Genomic DNA, 23907 nt, shown 5'->3' with positions numbered 1-23907 from the left:
CCGCCTCACCTCATGGGGCAAGGCCATCTATAAACGACGAAAAGAGACGGTCGAGCGGTCCTTCGCCGATGCCAAGCAACTCCTCGGACACCGCTACGCACGCTTCCGAGGCTTAACCGGCGTCACCTGCCAATGCCTGCTCGCCGCCACCGCACAAAATATCAAAAAAATCGCCATGGCACTCACCAAAGCACCAACGCCAAGCCCGGCCTGAGAGGGAAACCCCCTCACAAACAGAACAATTACAAGCCAAACAATAAATAAAACAAAACCCCGCCAAAAATGACGGGGGTTGTCAGCAGTCTGAAGGGGCCGCGAGGCCCCCTTTTTATTAGTTCGGCTTTGCGCTGCCATCTGCGCCTTCAACACCGGCCATGCCAACTCCGCGGCGCTGCTGCCAGAGGCCAACGAAGTCGATCGGCCCCAGCAGGACAGGCGGGAAACCGCCGTCGCGGGTGACGTCGGCCAGGATGTTGCGGGCGAAGGGGAAGAGCAGGCGGGGGCATTCCACCAGCAGAATCGGCTCCTGCTGTTCGTCCGGGATGCCGTTGAGCGTGAACACGCCGGAATAAGAGAGGTCAGCAATGAACACCACAGGCGGCTTCTCCTGCGTGCCACCGGCGGATTTCGGAGGTTCGGTGGTGCCTTCGGCGCGGATGGCCAGAGTCACCTCGAACAGGGTCTGGTTCTCTTCAATGCGGCGCACCTGCACGTCCAGATTGAGATTCACGTGCGGCTGGGAGCGGAGCTGGGTGAAAATGCCGGGCGCGCCGGGCACCTCGAAGGAGAGGTCTTTGGTGTACTGGATGTTCAGGATAAGCGGTTGCGGCGGTAGGCCGGCTTGTTCGGACATATCTGGTTTCCCTGTTGTACGCTGCCGGTGGCCTAGCATGATGGGGCCGTCATGATAAGAGTGGCGGCATGAGTGCGCGCATCTTCATTGATGGCCAAGCCGGTACGACCGGGCTTGGCATCGCCCAGCGGCTGGAACAAGCTGGTGGCTTTTCTCTTGTTACTCTGTCTGAGTCCCGCCGGAAGGATCCGGAGGCCCGCGCAGAGGCGATGGCTGAGGCGGACCTGACCGTGCTTTGCTTGCCCGACGATGCGGCGCGTGAAGCGGTCTCCATCGCGCCGCAAGGAGCGCGCATTTTGGACGCCAGCACCGCGCACCGCGTGGTGGAGGGCTGGGTGTATGGCTTTGCCGAAGCCATGGCTGGGCAGGCGGAGCGCATTGCTCAGGCTTCAAGAGTTTCAAATCCTGGCTGTTATGCAACGGGGGCTATTGCACTATTGCGGCCATTAACGGCGCTGGGGTTGCTGGCGCCGGAAACGGCGGTCTCAATCAACGCCGTTTCCGGCTATTCTGGAGGTGGCAAGGCGATGATCGCGGACCATGAAGCCAAGGGCGGCCCGGCATTCGAGCTTTATGCGCTGGGGCTGAAACATAAGCATTTGCCGGAGATTGTGCGTTATGCCGGGCTGGCGAAGCCGCCGATCTTCGTGCCGTCGGTCGGACATTTCGCGCAGGGGATGTTGGTGTGTGTGCCGTTGCATCTGGCGCAGCTGACCAAGGCGGTTAGCGCGGCGCATTTGGTCGAAGCCTATGCGGATTATTATGCCGGAGCGGAAACGATTGCCGTGCGGCGGGGCATCTGGAGCCACAATCTCGACCCGCAGGCGCTGAACGGGACCAATCAGCTTGAAATTTTCATCTGCGCCCATGAGGAGGCCGGTCAAGCGGTGCTGATCGCGCGGCTGGATAATCTCGGCAAGGGCGCTTCAGGGGCCGCAGTGCAGAATATCAATTTGATGCTGGGGCGTGAATAATGAGTGAGGCACAACGCCCGGGCGGGCTGCTCTATGCGCTGGGTGATCTGCGCCCCCAGATTGACCCAACGGCCTGGATCGCGCCCACCGCGGTGCTGATTGGCGATGTGCGGATTGGCCCAGGGGCCAATATCTGGTTCAATGCCGTGCTGCGCGGCGACACGAATCCGGTGATTGTAGGCGCGCGGGCCAATGTGCAGGACGGCACGGTGGTGCACGTGGACCATGGTGATAATCCGGCGATTATAGGTGATGACGTCACCATCGGTCATTCCGCTATCATCCATGCCTGTAAGCTGGAAAATCGCGCCTTTATCGGCATGGGCGCCACGGTGATGGATGGCGCAGTGGTGGAGGAAGGCGGTTTGCTTGGCGCACGGGGGATGCTGGGGCCTGGCAAGCGGATTGGCCGGCAGGAACTCTGGGCGGGCGCGCCCGCGCGGTTGATCCGGGTGATGAATGATGCGGAACGCGCGCGCTGGGATGAAACAGTGCCGCATTATCTTGAGCTGACCGTCCATTATGCAAAGGCGTTACGCCCAATTGCTTAATTTTCCTGGAAAAATAAGCGCGTTGGAGCTAGGGTTCATCTATGACCGACCAGGAATTTGAAGTCGCCCTCGTCGATGCCGCATTTGCCTTGGGGGGCGAGGCGGGATGGTCTCGTGTGTCATCCGCCGCCGCCGCACGCCATGCCGGGCTGGATCTGGCAAAGGCCAGGGGGATGTTTACCTGTACGGGGACAATCCTAAAAAAATTCGGCCATCAGGCTGATGCGTTTGCCCTGACCGGCGCAGCCATGGGTGGCAGCGTGCGCGACCGTTTGTTCGATATTCTGCTGCGCCGCTTTGACTATTTGCAGGTCAGGCGCGCGGGCGTTGCGGCGCTAATGCGACATTTGCCGGTTTGCCCGCCAATGGCCGTGGCATTGGCGGAAATGAACATCGCCTCAATGGGCTGGCTGCTGGAAGGAGCGGGGGTCGATGCCACAGGCCTCCGCGGAGCAGTGAAAAAGCGTTGCCTGTTGGCGGTTTGGCTCTATAGCCTGCGCGTCTGGGCCGAAGACGACAGCCCGGACCTGACGGCTACCATGGCCGCCGTGGATACGGCGCTGGCGCGTGCGGAGGGTTATGTGCTGCGTTTGTCACCCTCATCCCGCCCGGTGGAACCGGAACAAGAAGCTCATGTGCCGGAGGCGGAGCCCCCCAAGACATCATAACCCCAAGGAGACCAGGAATGGCCGAGAAAACAGATAAAATCGGAGCACAATTCTTCGTTCCGGATTTCGACATGAAGAAGCTGCTAGGCGATATGAAGCTTCCGGCGATGCCAGATGTTGAAGCCGTTCTGGCTGCGCATAAGCGTAATCTTGAGGCATTGACCGAGGCCAACCGGGCGGCCTTGGAAGGCGCGCAACTTGTCGCCCGCCGCCACATGGAAATTCTGCAGGAAACAATGGCGGGGCTTTCCGAGACATTGAAGGATTTGGCCTCAAACCAGACGCCCGCCACCCGGGCCTCGAAACAGGCGGAGCTGTTGCAGAAGGCCTATGAGAGCGCTGTGGCCAACACCAAGGAGCTTGGCGATCTGATCCAGAAATCCAACGCCGAGGCGATGAATAAGCTGAATACACGCTTCTCCGAAGCCATGACCGAGATGAAGATGCTGCTGGAAAAGAAGTAAGCTTTTCAGCTTAAAGGCCGTTCGATGAGGCTTGGAGCCTTTTCGCCGGGCATGGGCGGGGCCATATTGCGCGCATGTCCAGCGCTACGCTCCGCCCGATGCCGTCGCTTACCTTTATTCCTGAGAAGCAGGCGCCCCTCCCGTTGCTCAAGCCGCTGCGTGTGGTTTCAGAATACCAGCCAGGGGGCGATCAGCCCACGGCGATTAGGCAGCTTCTGGAAGGTGTAAACGCGCAAGAGCGCGATCAAGTACTACTTGGCGTGACTGGCTCGGGTAAAACCTTCTCCATGGCCAAGGTGATTGAGTCAGCACAGCGCCCTGCTTTGGTGCTGGCACCCAACAAGACATTGGCTGCCCAGCTCTACGCGGAGATGAAACGCTTTTTTCCCGACAATGCGGTGGAATATTTCGTTTCTTACTACGATTATTATCAACCCGAAGCCTATGTGCCGCGCTCGGACACCTATATCGAAAAAGATAGCGCGATTAACGAGACCATCGACCGTATGCGCCATGCCGCCACCCAGGCGCTATTGGAGCGTGGCGATGTGATCATAGTTGCCTCCGTCTCCTGCATCTACGGTATCGGCTCAGTTGAGACATATTCTAAGATGGTGGTGCGGCTAGAAACCGGCGGGCGGATTGAGCGGGACGCGCTGGTGAAGGCGTTGGTGGATCTGCAATATCGCCGTAACGACATGGCTTTTGCCCGTGGCAGTTTCCGCGTGCGGGGCGAAACGGTGGATATTTTCCCCTCCCAGTACGAGGACCGTGCCTGGAGGATTACCCTGTTCGGGGATGAAATTGAGAAAATTTCGGAATTTGACCCGCTGACCGGCGAGCAGAGCGCTGTGCTGGAAAATATCTCGGTCTATGCCAATTCCCACTATGTCACGCCGCGCCCGACTCTGACGCAAGCGATCTCGAAAATCAAAATCGAGCTGAAAGAACAACTCGCCAAGTTCACCGCCGAGGGCAAGCTGCTGGAAGCCGAGCGGCTGCAGCAGCGTACCACTTTTGATATCGAGATGATGGAAACCACCGGCGCCTGCAAAGGCATCGAGAATTATTCCCGTTATCTCTCTGGCCGCAACGCGGGCGAGCCGCCGCCGACCTTGTTCGAATATCTGCCAGAGAACGCTTTGCTGTTCGTGGATGAGAGCCACGTAACGGTTCCGCAGATTGGCGGTATGTTCAAGGGTGACTTTGCGCGTAAATCCGTCCTCGCGGAATATGGCTTCCGTCTGCCGAGCTGTATCGATAACCGGCCGTTGAAATTCGAGGAGTGGGAGAGCTTCCGCCCGCAAAGCATCTTCGTTTCCGCGACGCCCGGTCCGTGGGAGCTGGAGCGCACCCAGGGGGTGTTCGCAGAACAGGTGATTCGTCCCACCGGCCTTGTAGACCCAGTTACGGAAATTCGCCCGGTCGAGCATCAGGTGGATGATCTGTTGGGCGAGATCAGGCTGGTGACCAAGCGCGGTGGACGCGTGCTGGTGACCACTCTCACCAAGCGTATGGCCGAGGATCTGACGGAATATCTCACTGAGCAGGGCGTGCGCGTGCGCTACCTCCATTCAGACGTGGATACGCTGGAGCGGATCGAGATTATCCGCGATCTCAGGCTTGGCGCCTATGATGTTCTGGTCGGCATCAACCTGCTGCGCGAGGGGCTGGATATCCCAGAATGTATGCTGGTTGCCATTCTGGATGCCGATAAAGAGGGCTTCCTGCGTTCCGTGACCTCGCTCATCCAGACTATCGGCCGTGCAGCGCGTAATGTTGATGGACGTGTGATCCTTTATGCGGATACGATGACTAGAAGCCTACAACAGGCCATTGAGGAAACCGAGCGCCGCCGCGCCAAGCAAATGGCCTGGAACGAGGAGCACGGCATCACCCCGCAATCCGTGCGCAAGAATATTGGCGAAGTGATCCACTCAGTGTTCGAGCAGGATTACGTCACTGTCGCGCCCATGAAGGACACGAAAGCCGACGAGTTCGTGGGCAAAGATCTGACCTCCACTATTGCCACGCTGGAAACCCGGATGCGTGCGGCGGCGGCGGATCTGGAGTTTGAAGAAGCCGCCCGGCTGCGTGACGAGATCAAACGGCTGGAGGCCTTGGAGTTGGGGCTGGAGCCGCCGTCCGCGCCCAACCGGACGCCCCCCAAGCCGAAAGGCCCGGTGCCGCTTGGTCCGGGAGGGGGGGGATATGACCCGGCCAAGCGTAAGGGCAGGGGACGTGGGAAGAAGGTTTGACGGCGCCATTGGTCAGGGCATATTGCGGGTATGAAGCTTTCCGTATTTGCCCTACTGGCAACGCTGGCACCTTTGCCCGCCTTGGCCGCCAATGGTTCCGCCACTGACCTTGCCAGCCAGTTGACTGGCCAACACGCGGTTTATACGCTCGGTCTTTCCAAGCTGCGCACGCACGACATTACCGGCGCCACAGGGCAGATGAGTTTCAATGTGGTGGATGGTTGCACCGGCTGGGCCACGACCCAGCATATGACCCTGATCATTCGTAATGTGGACGGATCCCTGAGCAAATCGGTCAGTGATTATGTCACCTGGGAAAGTAAGGACGGCAAGACCTTCAGCTTCAAGCTGACCGAGCATGATGACAGCGGGAAGGAAAAGATTGATGATGCCGGGGTGGCGACGCATACCAGTTCGAATGATGGCGGGATAATTAAATACACCACGCCAGCGAACACCGAGTTGAAACTGCCCCCGGGCACGCTGTTTCCCATGCAGCATACAGAGGCGCTGCTAGCCGCGGGGCGGGCCAGAAAGACATTCATTTCGCCCTTGTTGTTCGATGGTACAACAGCAGATGGCGCCCAGGCCACCTTTGTGACGATTCTTGGCCATCACGTGCCAGAGAAAACCAAATGGGCGGCTTTGGATAAATATGCCAGCACAGACGTCGATATCGCTTTTTTTGAACGTAAGCACGATGATGAGACGCCGGATTTCCGAACTTCAATGAGGTATTACGAAAACGGTGTCGCCACCGGGCTGGTGCTGGACTTTGGTGATTTCGTAATGACTGGCAAGCTCACCTCGCTGACCATTCCACCTTCGGCCTGCCCGGTGTCCAAAGCGCCCTGAGGGCGCTTTTTAAGCCGAATCTTTCGTGGTGGGCAGGCGCAGTTTGGCGCGGGCATGCACATTGCCGCCATCCACGAGAATGGACAGTAAGGACAGGAACATTTCCTGTTCAGCCGGGGTTAGTGGCGCCAAGGTCCGCTCATTCGCTTGCTTCACAGGTTTTTGCATTTTGTTAAGAATGCTCCTTCCCCGTGATGTCAGATGAAGCAGCTTCTGGCGTTGGTCTTTGCGGCCTGGGGTGCGCCGAATAAGCCCAGTTTTTTCAAGCCGCGCGGCCACGCTGGCCAAGGTTGCGCGGTCAACCCCAATTTCTTCGGCAATAGCAGATTGGTCGCGCCCGCTGTGCCGGGCCACCGCGCTCATGACGCTGAGTTGAACAGGGGTAATGTCCAGCCCGGCAGCTTCTTCAGCGAACAAGGCAATATCAATCTGGTTCAACCGGCGGATCAAAGAGCCTGGCGTTAGCATAGAGGTTGCAAAGATTGGGCTCCTGCCACCAATACCGATATCCATAGCCCGGCACCCCTGTGTCTATAAAAATATATCTCTCGTTAAGTTTAGGTCAGATAGCATGGACAATATAAAAAAAACAACCACCCGGGGTGTATAATAGGTTTTTGATCAACCTATTGTGGCGCTTCCCACAATAGCGGCGCCAAGCAGGCCCGGATCCGGGTGGACGATCAGCTTGACCGGAATGGCGTTGAGCAGGGTTGTAAACCGCCCTTTGGCGGTGAAGCGTTCCGAGAAGCCGTCCATCGCAAGATGCTCAACCAGTCTGGGCACGATACCGCCAGCCACAACAACCGCCTGAGCCCCATGAGCAAGTGCAAGATCACCGGCCACGGAGCCAAATAATAAGCAGAAACGATGTATGGCGGCCGCAGCGAGCGGGTCTGTTTTGCTTAACCCAGCTTGCCAGAGTTCCGTGTCGTTTTGGAAAATTTCAGATTGACCGGCTTGTGCCGCCAGGAGGGCGTAGATCTCTAATATTCCAGGTCCGGCAATGAGTCTTTCGGCCGAGACTCTGCCGAATTTACGTCGTGTACGGGCCAGAAGCGCGTCTTCGAAGGCGTCTGTCGGGGCAAAGCTGATATGGCCGCCCTCGCTCTCCATAACATAAGCGCGGCCATCCGTGCGCAGTACGTGCGCGACCCCAAGGCCAGTACCAGGGCCAAGTACGGTAATGACCCCATTGTCCGGCAGCGGCTGCTCTGGCCCGGCCAGATGGCTGTAATCCTGAGGGGCGAGCTGGGCTAGGCTATGCCCCACGGCACCGAAATCATTGACGAAAGTAATGGCCTCCAGCGCGAGTTCCTGCTTCAGTGCCGCTTGATCAATAATCCACGCATTGTTTGTCAGCTTTATTGTCGTACCTTTGATGGGTGAAGCAATGGCGATCGCGGCCTGTTTGGGGAGTCTCGGTCCGATCTGCGTTCGATACGCCCTGAAAGCGTCAGCAAAGGTAAGGTAATCATGTACCTTGATATTGACTTGTTGGCCGAGGGTAATGACGCCGCTCGCGTCTAACCGGGCAAGACAAAAGCGGGCATTCGTGCCGCCAATATCACCAATAACAATTTCGTGTTTCTTGCACATACCACTTAACTGGCTGTTGGAGATGCCAACGACAAAGACTGGTTCTAAAAAAAATGCCGCGCCCTGAACGGCGCGGCAAGAAAAAAAACTAAAATTTTTTTTGATCAGCCTGTGCGGGCCTCGATCATGAGCCGTTTCATTTCGGCAATGGCGGCGGGGAGGCCGGTCAAAAGTGCTTCACCAATCAGATAATGACCGATATTCAACTCGGTCACTTCCGGCAGGGCCGCGATGGGGGAGACGTTGGCAAAGGTCAGCCCGTGACCGGCATGGCATTCAAGCCCCAGCTTGGCGGTAAGGGCGGCGCCTTCGCGCAGCCGCTCCAACTCGCCAAGCTTGCCGTTGGCATAGGCACCGGTATGTAGCTCCACCACCTGCGCGCCGACTTCGGCGGCGGCATGGATCTGTTCAGGTTCCGGATCCACGAACAGAGACACGCGGATACCGGCTTCCTTCAAACGTGTGATCGCGGGCCGCAGAGTGTCGCGATTCCCCGCGACATCCAGCCCGCCTTCGGTGGTGATCTCGGCGCGGCGCTCGGGCACCACGCAGCAGCCATGCGGCTTCAGCCGCGTGGCGATGGCTACCATCTCATTGGTCGCCGCCATTTCGAAATTCACCGGCTTGCCCGCCCAGGCGCAGATTGCTTCGGCATCGGCGTCACGAATATGGCGCCGGTCCTCGCGCAAATGGATGGTAATGCCGTCCATGCCCGAGCCAACCAGGGACTTCGCCACGGTCAGCGGGTCCGGGTGGTTGCCGCCACGCGCATTCCGCAGCGTAGCGACATGGTCGATATTAACGCCGAGCCGAATCATCAGACGTGGATCGGGCGGCTATCCACGGCCAGAGCGGCTTCCTTCACGGCTTCGCTCAGGGTGGGATGGGCATGGCAGGTACGAGCAACATCCTCGGCGGAGGCGCCAAACTCAATAGCGGTGACGCATTCAGCGATCAGCGCGCCAGCGTCGGGGCCGATGATGTGAGCGCCGAGCAGCTTGTCGGTCTCTTTCTCGGAGATCAGCTTCACGAAGCCGTCAGTACAGCCCATGGCTCGGGCCCGGCCATTTGCCATGAAGGGGAATTTGCCGACCTTATACGCCACGCCAGCAGCCTTCACCTCTTCCTCGGTCTGGCCTACGGAGGCCACTTCCGGCCAAGTGTAAACGACGCTCGGGATGGCACCGTAATTCACATGACCCGCCTGACCCGACAGAATCTCGGCCAGGGCCACGCCTTCTTCCTCGGCCTTGTGGGCCAGCATCGCACCGGCCACCACGTCGCCTATGGCGTACACGCCTGGCACGTTGGTCTGGAAATGGTTGTCGATCTTCACGCGGCCACGCTCGTCGGTCTCAACCCCGGCGGCGGTGAGGTTCAGGCCCTCGGTATAGGCATAACGGCCGATCGCCAGCAGCACCACATCGGAGGTGATGGTCTCCGCGTCGCCGCCCTTGGCGGGCTCAACGGTCAGTTTCACGGCCTCGCCTTCAAGCTTGGCGGAGGTAACCTTGTGGCCAAGTTTGAACTTGAAGCCCTGCTTGGTGAGGATCTGCTGGAAGCTCTTGGAGATCTCGCCATCCATGGTGGGGATGATCTTGTCCAGGAACTCAACAACCGTGACCTCCGCGCCCAGGCGGCGCCACACAGAGCCCAGCTCCAGCCCAATCACGCCGCCGCCGATGACGACCATGTGGTCCGGCACCTTATCCAGTTCCAGCGCGCCAGTGGAGGTGACGACATGCTTTTCGTCCACCTCAACGCCCTTCAGCGGCACTGAATCAGAGCCAGTGGCGATGACGATATGCTTGGCCGTATAGGCCTTGCCCTCAACCTCGATAGCATTGGCGCCGGTGAATTTGGCGGCGCCCTTCACCCAAGTGACCTTATTCTTCTTGAACAGGAACTCGATACCCTTGGTGTTGGCACCGACCACCTCGCCCTTGCGGGCCTGCATACGCGCGAGATCCAGCTTGATGCCCTCAATCTCGATGCCGTGATCCTTGAAGGAATGCTTGGCTTCCTCAAAATTCTCGGAGGATTGCAGCAGCGCCTTGGAGGGGATGCAGCCAACATTCAGGCAGGTGCCGCCCAGCGTCGCGCGCTTTTCGACGCAGGCAACCTTGAAGCCCAGCTGCGCCGCGCGAATGGCGCAGACATAGCCGCCGGGCCCGGCCCCGATCACGATAACGTCGAAAGTTTCGGCCATACTTCCTCTCCCAAGGATAATAAAAGACTGCCCCCGGCTCTTAGACCTACTCGCCGCGCCGGACAATTCGCAGCAGGCGGGGCAGACCAGCATTTTAGTGCAGTCGCGTTATGCGAGGCGATAGCGTGCCCGTGTAACGGCGTCCTGGTTCAGAGCAGCCTTGACGTCTGCTTCACCGAGACGGGAAGCAAGCACGATCACCCGGCTGAAATAAGGAGCGGCGCCCATGGCTCTGTCACGATAGAAAGATGACAAGGCATTGGCCACCGGGCCGCGTGCCGTGCAGCAGAAACATCCAGGCTGGTGGCCGAATTTGGGCGGCACGAAGCGGATGGCATGCCCAAGGGCGGGCATGGCATGGCCGTCCTCCACGAGCACCGCGTCGTTCGGGCCGGGGGTGCCGCCCATGAAAACAGGAATACGCTGGTCTTCCATCACGCATTGGAGATAATGGCGGGCCGGTGTATCTGGCAAGCATGTCGAAACGTCCACATCTGCTTGAGGCTCTCTCCCGCAATGTCCTGCTCTGCGATGGCGGCATGGGCTCGCGCGTCCAGGCCCTGACCCTCGATATCGAAAAAGATTTCTGGGACAAGGAGAATTGCACGGAGGTGTTGAACCTCTCCCGGCCGGATCTCATACGTGAGATCCATCGCGGCTATTACGAAGCCGGGTCGGATATGGTGCAGACTAACAGCTTCGGCGGCTCCCCCATCACGCTGGGCGAGTTTGATCTGCAGGACCGCGCCTTTGAGATCAACAAGATCGCGGGTGAGTTGGCGCGTGAGGCGGCGGAGAGCTTTGCTGATGGCCGCCAGCGCTGGGTGGTGGGCTCCATCGGGCCGGGCACCAAGCTGCCGAGCCTTGGTAATATCGCTTATGACCCGCTGGAAGAGGCGCTCTACCAGCAATGCCGAGGGCTGCTGGCGGGCCAGGTGGATGCGCTGCTGATCGAAACTTGCCAGGACACGTTGCAGATCAAGGCCGCCGTGAATGGCGCGAAACGCGCCATCGCCGAAGTGGGGACGGATACGCCCATCTTCGTGCAGGTGACGGTGGAAACCACCGGCACGCTGCTGGTGGGGCCGGACATCGCTGCCGCCGCCACCGTGATCAACGCGCTGGACGTGCCGCTGATGGGGCTGAACTGCGCCACCGGTCCGCAGGAGATGGCCGAGCATGTGCGCTATCTCTCACAGAACTGGCCCGGCAAAATTTCCGTGCAGCCCAATGCCGGGCTGCCGGAGTTGGTGGACGGCCAGACCCATTATCCGCTCAGCGGACCCGAGATGGCGAGCTGGGTGGAGCGCTTCGTGCTCGAAGATGGGGTGAACCTCATCGGCGGCTGCTGCGGCACCTCCATCCCGCACATCCAGGCGCTGGACGGGATGCTGAAGAAGCTGGGCTACCCGCGCCCGGCACCGGTAGCGCGCGAATTTTTCTGGATGCCTTCTGTGGCCAGCCTCTATGGCGTGGTGCCGCTGCGGCAGGAGAACAGCTATTTCTCCATAGGCGAGCGCTGCAATGCCAACGGCTCCAAGAAATGGCGCGAGCTGCAGGAGGCTGGCGATTGGGATGGCTGCGTGGCCATGGGCAGGGAGCAGGTTGCCGAGGCATCCAACGCGCTCGATATTTGCACCGCCTTTGTCGGCCGTAACGAGGTTGCGGAGATGAATGAGGTGATCGCCCGTTTCACCTCTTCGGTGAATGCGCCGCTGGTAATCGATTCCACTGAGACACCGGTTATTGAATCGGCTCTAAAGCTGCATGGCGGCAAGCCCATCATCAACTCGATCAATTTCGAGGACGGCGAGGGCCACGCCCATGACCGCCTGAAGCTGGCCAAGAAGTTTGGCGCGGCGGTGATCGCGCTGACCATCGATGAAGTGGGCATGGCGAAAGAGCCGCAGGACAAGCTGCGCATTGCGGAGCGCCTAGTGGAGTTCGCCTGCGGCAAATACGGTTTGCCGCAATCTGACCTGCTGATTGACCCGCTGACCTTCACCATTGCTACCGGCAATGAGGATGACCGAAAGCTTGGCCTTTGGACCCTCGAAGGGATCAGGATGATCCGGGAGAAGTTCCCGGATATTCAGATTATTCTGGGCCTTTCCAATATCTCCTTCGGCTTGACCCCGGCAGCGCGCGCGGTGCTAAATTCAGTGTTCCTCGACCATGCGGTGAAGGCGGGCATGACCGGGGCCATCGTGCATGTGTCGAAAATCCGGCCTCTGCACATGATCGACCCAGCGGAAGTGAAGGTGTGTGAGGATCTGATCTTCGACCGCCGTGAGGAAGGTTACGACCCGCTGCAGAAGCTTCTGGAAATGTTCGCGGGCCGCAAGGCCGCCGATGCCACCGCCAAGAAGCGTGCTGAAACACCGGAAGGCCGTCTGAAAGACCGCATTGTTGATGGCGACCGCAAGGGGCTGGAAACAGACCTTGACGAGGCGCTGCAAAGCCACAAGCCGCTTGAGATCATCAATAACATTCTGCTGGACGGGATGAAGGTGGTGGGCGAGCTGTTTGGTGCCGGTAAGATGCAGCTTCCCTTCGTGCTGCAATCAGCGGAAACGATGAAAGCAGCCGTGGCGTATCTTGAGCCGATGATGGAGCGCGTTGAGGGCGAGGAAAAAGGTATCATCGTGCTCGCTACCGTGAAGGGGGACGTGCATGATATCGGCAAGAATCTTGTCGATATCATCCTTACCAATAACGGCTACAAGGTTATCAATCTCGGCATCAAGGTGCCGTTGGCGGAGATGGTGGCGGCGGCTAAGGAGCATAAGGCGCACGCCATTGGCATGTCCGGCCTGCTGGTGAAGTCCACCGTGGTGATGCGGGAGAATCTGGAAGAGATGTCCCGTCAGGGCATGGATATTCCCATTCTGCTCGGTGGTGCCGCACTCACACGCAATTATGTGGAAGAGGATTGCACAGCCTCCTATGCCTCAGGGCGTGTAGCCTATGCGCGCGATGCATTCGACGGGCTGCATCTAATGGATAAGGTCACAGGCAATGACTTTGACGATTACCTTGCCGCAATCCAGGCGAAGCGCGCAGGCAAGGTGCGCAACACCAAACGCGCTCTGGGCCAGGCCGATGACCGCGCTTTCGCGCCAGTGGATGTAAAGGAAGTGCAAACCCGCCGTCGTCGCCTGAACACGGATGAGCCGAATCTGGCGCCGCCGTTTTGGGGCGCTAAAGTGATCGAGGCAGCGCCCAAGGCCGTACTGCCCTTCCTGAATGAGCGGTCGCTTTTTCAGTTTCAATGGGGATTCCGAAAGCAAGGCAAGAGCCTGGAAGATTTCATGGGTTGGGCGCGCCAGGAGCTTCGCCCGGTGATGAAGCGGATGCTCGATCTTTGCGAGAAGGACGAAATTCTACACCCGCAGGCGGTTTATGGATATTGGAAAGCGGCGGGGCAGGGAAATGACTTGCTCCTGTTCGATGAAGACGGAACAACTGAAGTTGCCCGCTTCGCGTTGCCGCGCCAGCCCAAGCAGGACGGCGAATGTATCGCGGATTTCTTTCCCGACGTGGAGGACGGGCGAGGCGTGATCGGCTTGCAGGCTGTCACGATCGGCCAGAAAGCCTCCGAGGTCGCACGCGAATGGTTTGAGGGCAACCGCTACCAGGATTATCTCTATCTGCACGGAATTTCCGTGGAAATGGCCGAAGCGCTGGCCGAATATACTCACAAGCGTATCCGAGCCGAACTCGGCTTCGCCGCCGAAGATGACCGCGACATGGAAAAAATGCTAGCCCAGGGGTATCGCGGCAGCCGCTATTCCTTCGGCTACCCGGCCTGTCCGAAACTGGAAGATCAGGCGCAAATCCTAAAACTTCTTGGGACGGAGCGAATTGGAATTTCCCTGTCGGACGAATATCAGCTACATCCAGAACAATCGACGAGCGCGATTGTGGTGTTGAACAGCCACGCGAAATACTTCTCGGTTTGAATGAGCCAATAGGAGGTCAGTTAAAATGGAGCTTGACGCCTATTTTGAGATGGCCTCCTTGGAAAAATCACGTGGTTTGTAGGCCGCCGACGCGTGTTGAAAGCCGTGATAAGGGATCTGCATTCTAAGCCCGGCATGAAAATTTTGGAGTTAGGCGCGGGAACGGGCGGGAATTATGAGTTGTTGGCCAAATATGGTGCCGTAACAGCAATAGAAATGAACGATACCGCCAGAGCGATTTTTCAGAGCCGTTTTGAGGGGGCGGATGTACGCTCTGGCATGTTGCCTGATAATCTGCCGCTTGATCCGGAAGATGAATTTGATTTGGTCTGTATGTTTGATGTGCTAGAGCATATCAAAGACGACTTGGCGACATTAAAGGTTGTAAAATCAAAGATAAAGCGGGATGGCGTTTTATTGATCACTGTCCCTGCTTATCAGGCGCTGTTTGGCCCGCATGATGAGGCTCATCATCATAAACGCAGGTACGAATATATTGAATTGAAGGAGAGATTGAATCAAGCAGGCTTTGTGGTCGAAAAGCTTAGTTTTATGAATATGACCCTATTGCCTGTCGCGTTGGCGGCCAGGGTCGTGGATAAATTTTTGAAATTGACAAAGGGGAGTGGAAGTGAAATGCCTCCGGCTCCATTAAATACGCTGCTCGGCGGAATATTTGGCGCAGAGGCGATGATCATTCCAAAGGCGAACTTGCCCTTTGGGCTTTCGCTGTTGGCGATCGCAAGGATTAAAAGCTGAGGCTTACTCCTCCAGCCGTTCTAGAATCGCTTTTCTGGCGGCGGGGGGCAGAGTGGCCAGGGCGTCGTTCAACCGGGCGGCGTTGCGGCGCAGTTCGTAGAGCTGATCCAGCAGAGATAACACCACCGGCATCGCCGGCTCTCCAATATCCAGGTCATGCCGCAGGGTGTGGATCAGTTTGATCCGCGCTACATCCACCTCGTCAAACTGCCAAGCGCCTTTTGTGCCGCGCGTGTGTACCCATGACGCTTCGATCCAGGTTCTCAGCTCTGCTTCATCCAACCCTGCGATGTGCAGAGACTCGAATGTGATCATTTCAGCCCCTCCCGTGGGTTAAAGCCCGGCTGCTCCCAGCTTTGCAGAAACTCTTTCAATTTTTCATCCGCGGGGCCGACCACCACGTTCAGTTTCACGTGCAAATCGCCTGCCGCGTGTTTGCCATGTGCGGGCACGCCACGGCCACGCAGCCGCATCTCGGTGCCGCTTTCCGTGCCTGGGCGCACGGTCATGGCCACCTCGCCCGCCGGGGTGGGTATGGTCACCTTGCCGCCCAACACTGCCTCTTTCAGGGAAACCGGCACGTCCATGTGAATGTTGCGGCCGACTCGGCGGTAGAATTTATGCGGCGCGACATGAACCTCGATCAATGCGTCACCTGCGGGGCCGCCATTGAAGCCAGGATCTCCCTTTCCCCGCAGCCGCAAAATATCACCCGCTTCCGTGCCCGGAGGGATCTTCACATTCAACGTGCCGCCATCCGGTAACGTGATACGGCGTGTGGCGCCGCTCACCGCCTCAAGAAATCCGACCTCCAGGCTATAATGATGGTCGTGCCCCTTGGCCGGGCCGCGTGGGCGCTGGTTAAAGATATTGCCGAACAAATCCTCGAAATCCGCGCCGCCCATGCCTCCGGTTGAATACGCGTAGCGGTCACCTGGCCCGGATTCAGCATATTGGCGCCAGCCTTGGGCCGGCGGGCGTTCTGCACCGGAGGCGTCAATCTCGCCACGGTCATATTTGCCCCGCTTCTCGGCATCGCCCAGCAACTCATAGGCGGCTGAGGCAGCTTTGAACTTCTCCTCAGCGTGCTTGTTGCCGGGGTTGAGGTCGGGGTGGTGTTTTTTCGCCAGCTTGCGGTAAGCGGCGCGAATCTCCTCCGCGCTGGCGTCTCTTTTCACACCCAAGATTTTATACGGGTCGTCTGCCATGCTCATCCCTGATCTTTACACCATTCAAATCTGCTTCAAATTAGGGAAGCAGGCTTTGATTTAACAACGGTTTTGCCGCTGCCGCGTACCAGCCATACGGCGGATGCGGGCTGCGTCTCAATGTTTCAGGGTGCTGGAGAGGAATTGCCGGAAGCGCTCTGTCTTGGGAGCAGCAAACATTTCATTGGGCGCGCCTTCTTCCTCGGTCTGGCCCTTGTGCAGAAACATCACGCGGCTTGCGACCTCACGGGCGAAGCCCATCTCGTGCGTGACAACCAGCATGGTGCGGCCTTCCTTGGCGAGATCGCGCATGACTTTTAGCACTTCCCCCACCAGTTCCGGGTCCAGGGCGGAGGTCGGTTCGTCGAACAGCAGCACTTCCGGCTCCATCGCCAGGGCACGTGCAATGGCAACGCGCTGCTGCTGCCCGCCGGAAAGCTGGGCGGGGAAGGCGTCGAACTTGGCTGAAAGCCCCACTTTTTCCAGCATCGCCTCGGCCTTTTCACGGGCAAGCTTTTTGTCCTGCTTCAAGACATGAACGGGCGCTTCCATCACGTTCTGGATAACCGTCATGTGTCCCCAGAGATTGAACTGTTGAAACACCATAGAGAGCCGCGCGCGCAAACGTTCAAGCTGTTGCGGGTTGGCACAGATGCGGCCCTGCTTTCCCTCTTTCATCTCGATAGTTTCGCCCTTGATGGTCACACGGCCTTTATCCGGCATTTCCAGCATGTTGATGCAGCGCAAAAACGTGCTTTTCCCAGAGCCGGAGGAGCCGAGAATAGCGATCACGTCATGGTCTCGCGCGGCGAGTGAAACACCTTTGAGCACTTCTACCGATCCGAAGGATTTATGAATATCCTCAACCGCGAGGGCGGGGATGGTCTGGGTGCTTTGAGTCATAAAATAAGGCCTCGATCTGGTTTTTGTGTGTTTCTGTGAGAAACAGCTTTGCAAATTATTTGCCCTCGGGCAAAAGGGAAATGTCCTCACATGGATGCAGGAGAGAGCGGAGACATGCTTCCAACATGGCTTTCCGCCGCCGAAGGCGCAACCGGCCCCCGGAACCGCTCAGGCAAAAGGGCTGCAGTTCATTACAAGGGCACTCTGGAAAGCCGGTGGGAGCCCCTGCCGCACCGACGGGGTCAAGGGTTTGAAAAAGCCCGAATCTCTCAGGTCACAGGACAGAGGGGGGTCAGCACTTCCGGCGGTGACAGCCGGGTGAACTGACGTAGGGGGGGGATTATTCATGGCCAAAACACCTCTGGATGCTCTGCACCGCCGCCTGGGCGCGCGCATGGTGGAATTCGCGGGGTATGAGATGCCGCTGCAATATCAGGGCATCATGGCTGAGCATCATGCTTGCCGCACAAAGGCAGCATTGTTCGATGTTTCCCACATGGGGCAGGCGGAAATCGCGGAAATTGAAGCCTTCTGCCATCTGGTGCCGGGCGATATCACGGGGCTGAAGCCTGGCCGCCAGCGTTATACGCTGTTGTTAAATGAGGCCGGGGGAATTCTTGATGACCTGATGGTGGCCAATCTTGGGTCGCATCTGCAAGTTGTCCTGAACGCCAGCCGCAAGGCAGCGGATGTGGCCCACATGCGCGCGCATGGCGTGGCCGTCACGACGCATTTCGACCGTGCGCTGCTCGCTTTGCAAGGACCTAAAGCCGCTGAAATGCTGCCAGAGGCCACGCATTTGAAGTTCATGGACGCCGCGCCCGTGACAATTGAGGGGATTGACTGCATCGTCACCCGCTCCGGCTATACGGGCGAGGACGGATTCGAAATTAGCTGTGCAGGTTTTGACGGTGAAGCTTTGGCCGAACTCTTATTGGCGCGTGAGGCTGTTCCCGCCGGGTTGGGCGCGCGCGACTCGCTGCGGCTGGAAGCTGGGCTTTGCCTTTATGGTAATGATATTGACGAGACCACCTCCCCTGTTGCCGCCGGGCTGGGCTTTGCGCTTTCCAGGAAGCGTCTGGCTGAGGGGCGTTTCCTGGGGGGGGCTGCGCTCATCAAGGCACAGGCTGAAGGCACGGCCGAAAAACTTGTGGGCATCAAGCTGGATGGCCGCGCCCCCGCCCGCGCAGGTGCTGAAATCCGGCTGCCGGGGGGCGGGCGCATTGGCCGTGTGACCTCCGGCGTGTTCTCCCCGACGCTGAATGTGCCCATAGCACTGGGGTATGTTCGTTCCGATTGTACTGAGATTGGCACCGCGCTTGAATTGATCGTGCGCGACAAGCCGCTTTCCGGGCAGGTCACATCTCTGCCCTTCGTTCATCATAATTATGTCCGCTGAAAGGAAGGCTTCTATGTCCCAGGTTTTTTATTCCAAGGATCACGAATGGGTCGCGGTGGGGGCGGACGGTCTGGCCACCATCGGTATTACCGATCATGCCCAGCAGGCTCTCGGAGATATCGTGTTCGTGGAACTGCCGGAAGCAGGCCGAAGCGTGGCCAAGGGCGAAGCTTGCGGGGTGGTGGAAAGCGTGAAGGCGGCCTCCGACGTTTATGCGCCGCTTTCCGGTACGGTGGTGGAGGTGAACCCCTCCATTGTGGATGAGCCAGCCAAGGTGAATGCGGTGGCTGAGAGTGATGGCTGGTTTTTCAAGCTGCGTCTGGATGACCCCGCCGCGCTCTCCACGTTGATGGATCGTGCGGCCTATGACGAATTTTTGGGGAAGCTGGCGTGAGCGCACTTTCAGACCTGGCCGCGCTTGAGCGGCCGGATAGTTTTGTTGCCCGTCATATCGGGCCGGACGAGACGCAGATTGCGGCGATGCTGAAGGTGGTTGGTGCGCCGAGTCTGGACGGGCTGATCGCCGAGACTATCCCTGAAAGCATCCGCACCAATGCGGTCCTGGCCTTGCCGGCGGCTGAGGACGAGGCCGCTGTGCTGGCGCGCTTGCGGGGGCTGGCTAGCCGGAATGTGGTGAAGAAGTCTCTGATTGGGCTGGGGTATCACGGCACCGTCATTCCGCCGGTGATCCAGCGGAACGTTTTGGAGAACCCAGGCTGGTACACGGCCTATACGCCTTATCAGGCGGAGATTTCCCAGGGGCGACTGGAAGCGATTTTGAATTTCCAGACAATGATCGCCTCTTTGGCGGGCATGGAAATCGCCAACGCCTCGCTGCTGGATGAAGCAACGGCTGCGGCGGAAGGTGTCGCCATGGCTTTTGCCATGCACAAGGCAGGCAGCAAGGTGATTGCGATCGCCAAGGACGTGCACCCACAGACCCGCGCGGTGATCGCCACCCGAGCCTGGCCGCATAGCTGGAAGATTGTGGACGTGGTGCCCGGCGACATCGCGGGAATCGAAGCCGTGAAGCCGTTTGCCTTGGTGCTGAATTACCCTGGCTCCACCGGCGCCGTGCGTGATCTCACCGCCGAGATCGCCGCCGTCAAATCAGCGGGGGGTATGGCTGTTACCTGCGCTGACCTGCTTTCGTTGACATTGTTAACGCCGCCGGGTGAGATGGGGGCTGATATTGTTGTCGGCTCTGCGCAGCGCTTTGGCGTGCCGATGGGCTTTGGTGGTCCTCACGCTGGTTTTTTTGCCACCAAGAACGCGTTCAAGCGCTCCATGCCTGGCCGCCTTGTTGGTGTTTCCGTGGATGCCGCAGGGCGCCCAGCCATGCGTCTCGCTCTGCAGACACGCGAGCAGCACATCCGCCGCGAGAAAGCGACCAGTAATATCTGTACGGCCCAGGTTCTTCTGGCGGTAATGGCTGGGTTCTATGCCGTATGGCACGGGCCAGAGGGGTTGAAGGCTATTGCTCGCCGGGTGAATCTGCAGGCGCGGCTGCTGGCCGAACTGGTGCGCAAGGCTGGCTTTTCACTGCGTCATGACACGTTCTTCGATATGCTGGCGATTGAGGCGGGGGCGAAGGCAGATGCGTTGATGCAGGCGGCTGAAGCGGCTGGGTTCAATCTGCGCCGCATTGATGAAACCGGCATCGGCATTGCGCTGGACGAGACCGTGACGCGGTCCGAGTTGGAAACCTTGGCCGAATTGTTTGATGGGAAGCTGGCTGAAGCACAACTCTCGATTCCCAAGGCGTTTGAGCGTCAAAGCGAATTCTGCATGGAGGAGGTGTTCAGGGCCCATCACTCGGAGCACCTGATGCTGCGCTATCTCAAGCGCCTTGAGGATAAGGACGTGGCGCTTAACCGCTCCATGATCCCGCTTGGTTCCTGCACAATGAAACTAAACGCCGCCGTGGAGATGGCGGCGGTCACCTGGCCGGAATTCGCAGACATCCACCCTTTCGCGCCGAAGCACCAGACGCAGGGGTTCAAGCTGCTGATCGACGAGTTGGCGGCCTTGTTGTGTGAGGTTACCGGGTTTGCGGCGGTGTCCTTGCAGCCGAACTCGGGTGCCCAGGGGGAATATGCCGGGCTGTTGACTATCCGCGCATTTCATGAGGCGCGCGGTGAGGGGATGCGGAATATCTGCCTGATCCCGGCGTCCGCCCATGGCACCAACCCAGCCTCCGCCGCAATGGCTGGCTATAAGGTTGTGGTGGTGGCCTGCGACAAGCTGGGCAATGTGGACGTGGCCGATCTGCACAAAAAGATCGAGGAGCACGGCGAACGTCTGGCAGCGCTGATGATCACTTATCCCAGCACCCATGGCGTGTATGAAACCGCGATACGTGACATTTGCCAGGCTGTGCATGCAGCGGGCGGTCAGGTTTATATGGACGGCGCCAACATGAACGCCCAGGTCGGACTAACCAGCCCGGCAAATATCGGCGCGGATGTCTGCCACCTCAACCTGCACAAGACGTTCTGTATTCCGCATGGCGGCGGCGGGCCGGGCGTGGGGCCTATTGGTGTGGCGGCACATCTGGCGTCGCATCTGCCCACGCATCCGCTGCGCCCGGATGCCGGGCCTGCAACCGGCTTTGGCGCGGTTTCGGCCGCCCCGTTCGGCTCGGCGCTGATTTTGCCCATTCCCTACGCTTATATCCGGCTGATGGGGCCGGAGGGGATCACCCGCGCCACAAAAGCGGCGATTCTCAACGCTAATTACATATCTAAGCGGCTCGAAGCCGCTTACCCGATTCTATACCGGGGCGAGCGGGGCCGGGTGGCCCATGAATGTATTGTCGACTGTCGGGGATTTGCCGCCAATGCGGGGGTGCAGGTGGAAGATATTGCTAAACGTCTAGCTGATTATGGCTTTCATGCCCCCACAATGTCTTGGCCGGTGGCCGGCACGTTGATGATTGAGCCGACCGAGAGCGAAGACAAGGGCGAGTTGGACCGGTTTTGTGACGCCATGCTGAGCATTGCCGGAGAAATTGCGCTGATTGCCTCGGGCACGTGGTCAAAGGACGATAACCCTTTGAAAAATGCCCCCCATATAGCCGCTGAAGTGATGGCGGAGGAATGGACGCACGCTTATTCCCGGCAGGTTGCGGCATTTCCGCTGTCTTACGTAGCGGCGCAGAAATATTGGCCGCCCGTGAAGCGGGTGGACAATGTGTATGGTGATCGTAACCTCGTTTGCTCCTGCGCGCCGCTGGATGCGTATTTGGAGGACGTGGCGTAACATAAACTTATTTGTTTTCTGCTTGTGTCTTTCCGAAAGTTCCCCTGTTCCGCCAACGCGGGACAGGGGTGAAATTTTTTTCAGGGCCAGTATAAAAATATCACTTGCATCCTAGGGGGGTAGGCTTCATAAGCCCCCCCTCATTGGCCCAGGGGGGCGCGGCACGGTGCCGTGTTCTACAGGCTGTCTACTAGTTGAGGGGGTTCGCAATGAACGCACTTGCCCGACTGGGGATGGTCTCGGAGTCTCCGAGCGAAAACCAGACGATTTCTCCGCTCTCCCACGAGCCGCAGAAGGACTATTACGTCGAGAAAGACGGCGTGAAGTATGCCGGTATGCACCTGATCATCGATCTTTGGGGCGCATCTAATCTGGATAGCCCTGAGTTGATCGACCAGACGCTATGTGACGGCGCCCGCGCGGCTGGTGCGACGATTTTGCACCATCACTTCCATCATTTTGAGCCGAATGGTGGCGTGTCCGGCGTTGTGGTTCTGGCTGAAAGCCATATTTCCATCCATAGCTGGCCGGAGCGCAATTTTGCGGCTCTGGACGTGTTCATGTGCGGCTGCTGCGATCCGTACAAGCTGATCCCTTTCCTGAAGGAAGCGTTCAGCCCCAGCCACATCCAGGTGAACGAGCAGAAGCGCGGCCTGATCGCGTAATGTTGGGCGGGATTGCCGTCTCATTCGATCTTTCCTGAGTAATTTCAATCTGGCCCAAGTGTTGGGAAAGGCTTGGCCTTTCCTGGCTCTGGCGTGGACAAAAGGGAGATGCCCATGGCTGATACTTGGCTGAACGAAACGCTTTACCCGGATTGGGGGCAGCGGTTCAAAACGGCGCGTGAATTGGCGCGTGTGAAAAGCGACTTCCAGGATATCGGAGTTTTTGAAACCACCAGCCATGGCCGGGTGCTAACACTCGATGGCGTGATCCAGATTACCGAGCGTGATGAGTTCGTGTATCAGGAAATGCTGACCCACGTGCCGCTGCTGGCGCACGGCAATGCCAAGGATGTGCTGATTATAGGCGCCGGTGACGGTGGCGTTTTGAAGCATGTGCTGATGCACAAAGGCGTTGAACGAGCGGTGATGGCGGAAATTGATGGCGAGGTCATCCGTCTTTCCAAGGAATTCCTGCCGGGTATCGGCGGCGATGCTTGGACCAACCCGCGTGCTAAAGTGATCGTGGGTGATGGCATTGATTTCGTGAAAAAGGCGCCGACCGGCTCTTTTGACGTGGTCATCGTGGACTCCACCGACCCAATCGGCGTGGGTGAAGTTTTGTTCACTGACGATTTCTACGAGAACGCGGCGCGTATTCTGCGCGATGACGGGTTGATCGTAAATCAGTGCGGCGTGCCCTTCATGCAGGCGGACGAACTGCACGACACCTCTGTGCGGCGCAAAAAGTTCTTCCCCTTTGTCTCCGCTTATGTAGCGGCGGTGCCGACCTATGTCGGCGGCTATATGACGCTGGGCTGGGCGGGCAAGGACCCGAAACAGACGGAAGTGAGCGTCGAGGAAATTACCACGCGCGCCGAGGCGGCGGGCGATATCATCGCCAAGAGCGAGTATTGGAGCCCGCGCGTGCATGTCGCAAGCTTCTGGTTGCCGCCTTACATCGCCAAGCACTTGCCGAAATAGGCGGTCAAAGCCGTTGCAATGAAAAAGGGGCCTTTCGGCCCCTTCAGACTGCTGACAAACCCCTGGCGCAAGCCGGGGGTTTTTGATTCATTGTTGTGATGCTGAAGAAACCATCCTCGCCGCAGACGGCGCTTGAGATTGTTACATTGGACAGCCTGGTCCCGGCGGACCACCTGCTGCGCAAGATCGACGCTGTGATTGATTTTACGTTCATCCATGATCTGGTGGCCGGGCTCTACTGCCCGGATAATGGGCGGCCGCCGCTGGATCCGACCTTAATGTTCAAGGCGCTGTTCCTTGGCTACCTGTTTGGCATTCGCTCGGAGCGGCAACTGGTG

Annotated in this window: 24 protein-coding genes and 2 riboswitches; of the genes, 15 read left to right on the top strand and 9 right to left on the bottom strand. The window is 58.6% G+C overall.

Annotation, left to right across the window (positions count from 1 at the left end; all coding sequences use genetic code 11):
* Positions 1-214, top strand: a 214-nt coding sequence (locus tag BUB54_RS17535) for a transposase (protein WP_139284851.1), incomplete at its 5' end; no start/stop codon positions are given.
* A 117-nt stretch (positions 215-331) separates the two neighbouring features.
* Here BUB54_RS17535 and secB read toward each other — a convergent pair.
* Complete coding sequence (secB, locus tag BUB54_RS17530) at positions 332-853, bottom strand: protein-export chaperone SecB (protein ID WP_048880436.1); 522 nt, start codon at positions 851-853, stop codon at positions 332-334.
* A gap of 68 nt (positions 854-921) precedes the next feature.
* On the opposite strand from secB, the gene argC reads away from it, so the two are divergent.
* The 6 genes from argC (at position 922) to BUB54_RS17500 (ending at position 6623) form a co-directional block, all read left to right on the top strand.
* The gene (gene argC / locus BUB54_RS17525; RefSeq protein WP_048880437.1) at positions 922-1827 is read left to right on the top strand and encodes an N-acetyl-gamma-glutamyl-phosphate reductase; all 906 of its coding nucleotides are present in this window, start codon (positions 922-924) and stop codon (positions 1825-1827) included.
* Positions 1827-2378: a gamma carbonic anhydrase family protein gene (locus BUB54_RS17520; protein WP_048880438.1), complete on the top strand. Its 552-nt coding sequence runs from the start codon at positions 1827-1829 to the stop codon at positions 2376-2378. Before argC ends, BUB54_RS17520 begins: the two co-directional genes overlap by 1 nt.
* A 41-nt stretch (positions 2379-2419) precedes the next feature.
* Complete coding sequence (locus tag BUB54_RS17515) at positions 2420-3046, top strand: hypothetical protein (protein ID WP_048880439.1); 627 nt, start codon at positions 2420-2422, stop codon at positions 3044-3046.
* 17 nt (positions 3047-3063) lie between these two features.
* Positions 3064-3510, top strand: a complete 447-nt coding sequence (locus BUB54_RS17510) for a phasin family protein (RefSeq protein WP_048880440.1) — start codon at positions 3064-3066, stop codon at positions 3508-3510.
* Positions 3511-3584: 74 nt separating this feature from the next.
* Complete coding sequence (gene uvrB, locus BUB54_RS17505; RefSeq protein ID WP_048880441.1) at positions 3585-5768, top strand: excinuclease ABC subunit UvrB; 2184 nt, start codon at positions 3585-3587, stop codon at positions 5766-5768.
* Positions 5769-5798: 30 nt separating this feature from the next.
* A complete protein-coding gene (locus tag BUB54_RS17500) occupies positions 5799-6623 on the top strand; it encodes an EipB family protein (protein WP_048880442.1) in 825 nt (274 codons plus the stop codon).
* Between the two features lie 9 nt (positions 6624-6632).
* Here BUB54_RS17500 and BUB54_RS17495 read toward each other — a convergent pair whose 3' ends face one another.
* The 5 genes from BUB54_RS17495 to BUB54_RS17475 form a co-directional block, all read right to left on the bottom strand.
* Positions 6633-7091, bottom strand: a complete 459-nt coding sequence (locus BUB54_RS17495; RefSeq protein ID WP_052948456.1) for a MarR family winged helix-turn-helix transcriptional regulator — start codon at positions 7089-7091, stop codon at positions 6633-6635.
* A 153-nt stretch (positions 7092-7244) separates the two neighbouring features.
* Positions 7245-8222, bottom strand: coding sequence for a glucokinase (gene glk, locus BUB54_RS17490; RefSeq protein WP_048880443.1), 978 nt, complete (start codon positions 8220-8222; stop codon positions 7245-7247).
* A 104-nt stretch (positions 8223-8326) separates the two neighbouring features.
* Positions 8327-9040, bottom strand: coding sequence for a pyridoxine 5'-phosphate synthase (locus BUB54_RS17485; RefSeq protein ID WP_048880444.1), 714 nt, complete (start codon positions 9038-9040; stop codon positions 8327-8329).
* Complete coding sequence (gene lpdA, locus BUB54_RS17480; protein ID WP_048880445.1) at positions 9040-10431, bottom strand: dihydrolipoyl dehydrogenase; 1392 nt, start codon at positions 10429-10431, stop codon at positions 9040-9042. The genes BUB54_RS17485 and lpdA overlap by 1 nt, the downstream gene beginning before the upstream one ends.
* A gap of 108 nt (positions 10432-10539) precedes the next feature.
* Positions 10540-10923 (bottom strand): hypothetical protein, encoded by a 384-nt coding sequence (locus BUB54_RS17475; RefSeq protein WP_217652536.1) that lies wholly within the window; start codon positions 10921-10923, stop codon positions 10540-10542.
* On the opposite strand from BUB54_RS17475, the gene metH reads away from it, so the two are divergent.
* Both metH and BUB54_RS17465 read left to right on the top strand, forming a co-directional pair.
* On the top strand, positions 10908-14393 hold the full coding sequence (metH, locus tag BUB54_RS17470) for a methionine synthase (RefSeq protein ID WP_048880447.1): 3486 nt from the start codon (positions 10908-10910) through the stop codon (positions 14391-14393). The genes BUB54_RS17475 and metH overlap by 16 nt on opposite strands.
* A 93-nt stretch (positions 14394-14486) precedes the next feature.
* Entirely contained in the window at positions 14487-15152 is a 666-nt protein-coding gene (locus tag BUB54_RS17465; protein WP_048880448.1) for a class I SAM-dependent methyltransferase, read from the top strand.
* 3 nt (positions 15153-15155) lie between these two features.
* On the opposite strand, the gene BUB54_RS17460 is transcribed toward BUB54_RS17465, so the two are convergent.
* The 3 genes from BUB54_RS17460 to BUB54_RS17450 all read right to left on the bottom strand — a co-directional run bounded on the left by BUB54_RS17460 (position 15156) and on the right by BUB54_RS17450 (position 17263).
* On the bottom strand, positions 15156-15467 hold the full coding sequence (locus BUB54_RS17460) for a chaperone modulator CbpM (RefSeq protein ID WP_048880449.1): 312 nt from the start codon (positions 15465-15467) through the stop codon (positions 15156-15158).
* Positions 15464-16360 (bottom strand): DnaJ C-terminal domain-containing protein, encoded by an 897-nt coding sequence (locus tag BUB54_RS17455; protein WP_048880457.1) that lies wholly within the window; start codon positions 16358-16360, stop codon positions 15464-15466. The genes BUB54_RS17460 and BUB54_RS17455 overlap by 4 nt, the downstream gene beginning before the upstream one ends.
* A 117-nt stretch (positions 16361-16477) precedes the next feature.
* Positions 16478-17263 carry an ABC transporter ATP-binding protein gene (locus BUB54_RS17450; RefSeq protein ID WP_048880450.1) on the bottom strand — a complete coding sequence of 262 codons (786 nt, stop codon included), beginning with the start codon at positions 17261-17263 and terminating at the stop codon, positions 16478-16480.
* A gap of 87 nt (positions 17264-17350) precedes the next feature.
* Positions 17351-17457: riboswitch (glycine riboswitch) on the top strand.
* A riboswitch (glycine riboswitch) is annotated at positions 17458-17558 on the top strand.
* Between the two features lie 51 nt (positions 17559-17609).
* On the opposite strand from BUB54_RS17450, the gene gcvT reads away from it, so the two are divergent.
* The 6 genes from gcvT to BUB54_RS17420 all read left to right on the top strand — a co-directional run.
* Entirely contained in the window at positions 17610-18662 is a 1053-nt protein-coding gene (gene gcvT / locus BUB54_RS17445) for a glycine cleavage system aminomethyltransferase GcvT (protein WP_048880451.1), read from the top strand.
* Positions 18663-18675: 13 nt separating this feature from the next.
* Positions 18676-19056: a glycine cleavage system protein GcvH gene (gcvH, locus tag BUB54_RS17440; RefSeq protein ID WP_048880452.1), complete on the top strand. Its 381-nt coding sequence runs from the start codon at positions 18676-18678 to the stop codon at positions 19054-19056.
* Positions 19053-21923 carry an aminomethyl-transferring glycine dehydrogenase gene (gcvP, locus tag BUB54_RS17435; RefSeq protein ID WP_048880453.1) on the top strand — a complete coding sequence of 957 codons (2871 nt, stop codon included), beginning with the start codon at positions 19053-19055 and terminating at the stop codon, positions 21921-21923. Before gcvH ends, gcvP begins: the two co-directional genes overlap by 4 nt.
* 209 nt (positions 21924-22132) lie before the next feature.
* Entirely contained in the window at positions 22133-22588 is a 456-nt protein-coding gene (speD, locus tag BUB54_RS17430; RefSeq protein WP_048880454.1) for an adenosylmethionine decarboxylase, read from the top strand.
* A 114-nt stretch (positions 22589-22702) separates the two neighbouring features.
* Positions 22703-23569, top strand: a complete 867-nt coding sequence (speE, locus tag BUB54_RS17425; RefSeq protein WP_048880455.1) for a polyamine aminopropyltransferase — start codon at positions 22703-22705, stop codon at positions 23567-23569.
* 98 nt (positions 23570-23667) lie between these two features.
* Positions 23668-23907, top strand: a 240-nt coding sequence (locus BUB54_RS17420) for a transposase (protein ID WP_073211968.1), incomplete at its 3' end; no start/stop codon positions are given.

It is taken from the genome of Acidocella aminolytica 101 = DSM 11237, from assembly GCF_900129125.1.
GTDB lineage: Bacteria > Pseudomonadota > Alphaproteobacteria > Acetobacterales > Acetobacteraceae > Acidocella > Acidocella aminolytica.
This window is presented reverse-complemented; position numbering and strand designations above follow the sequence as displayed.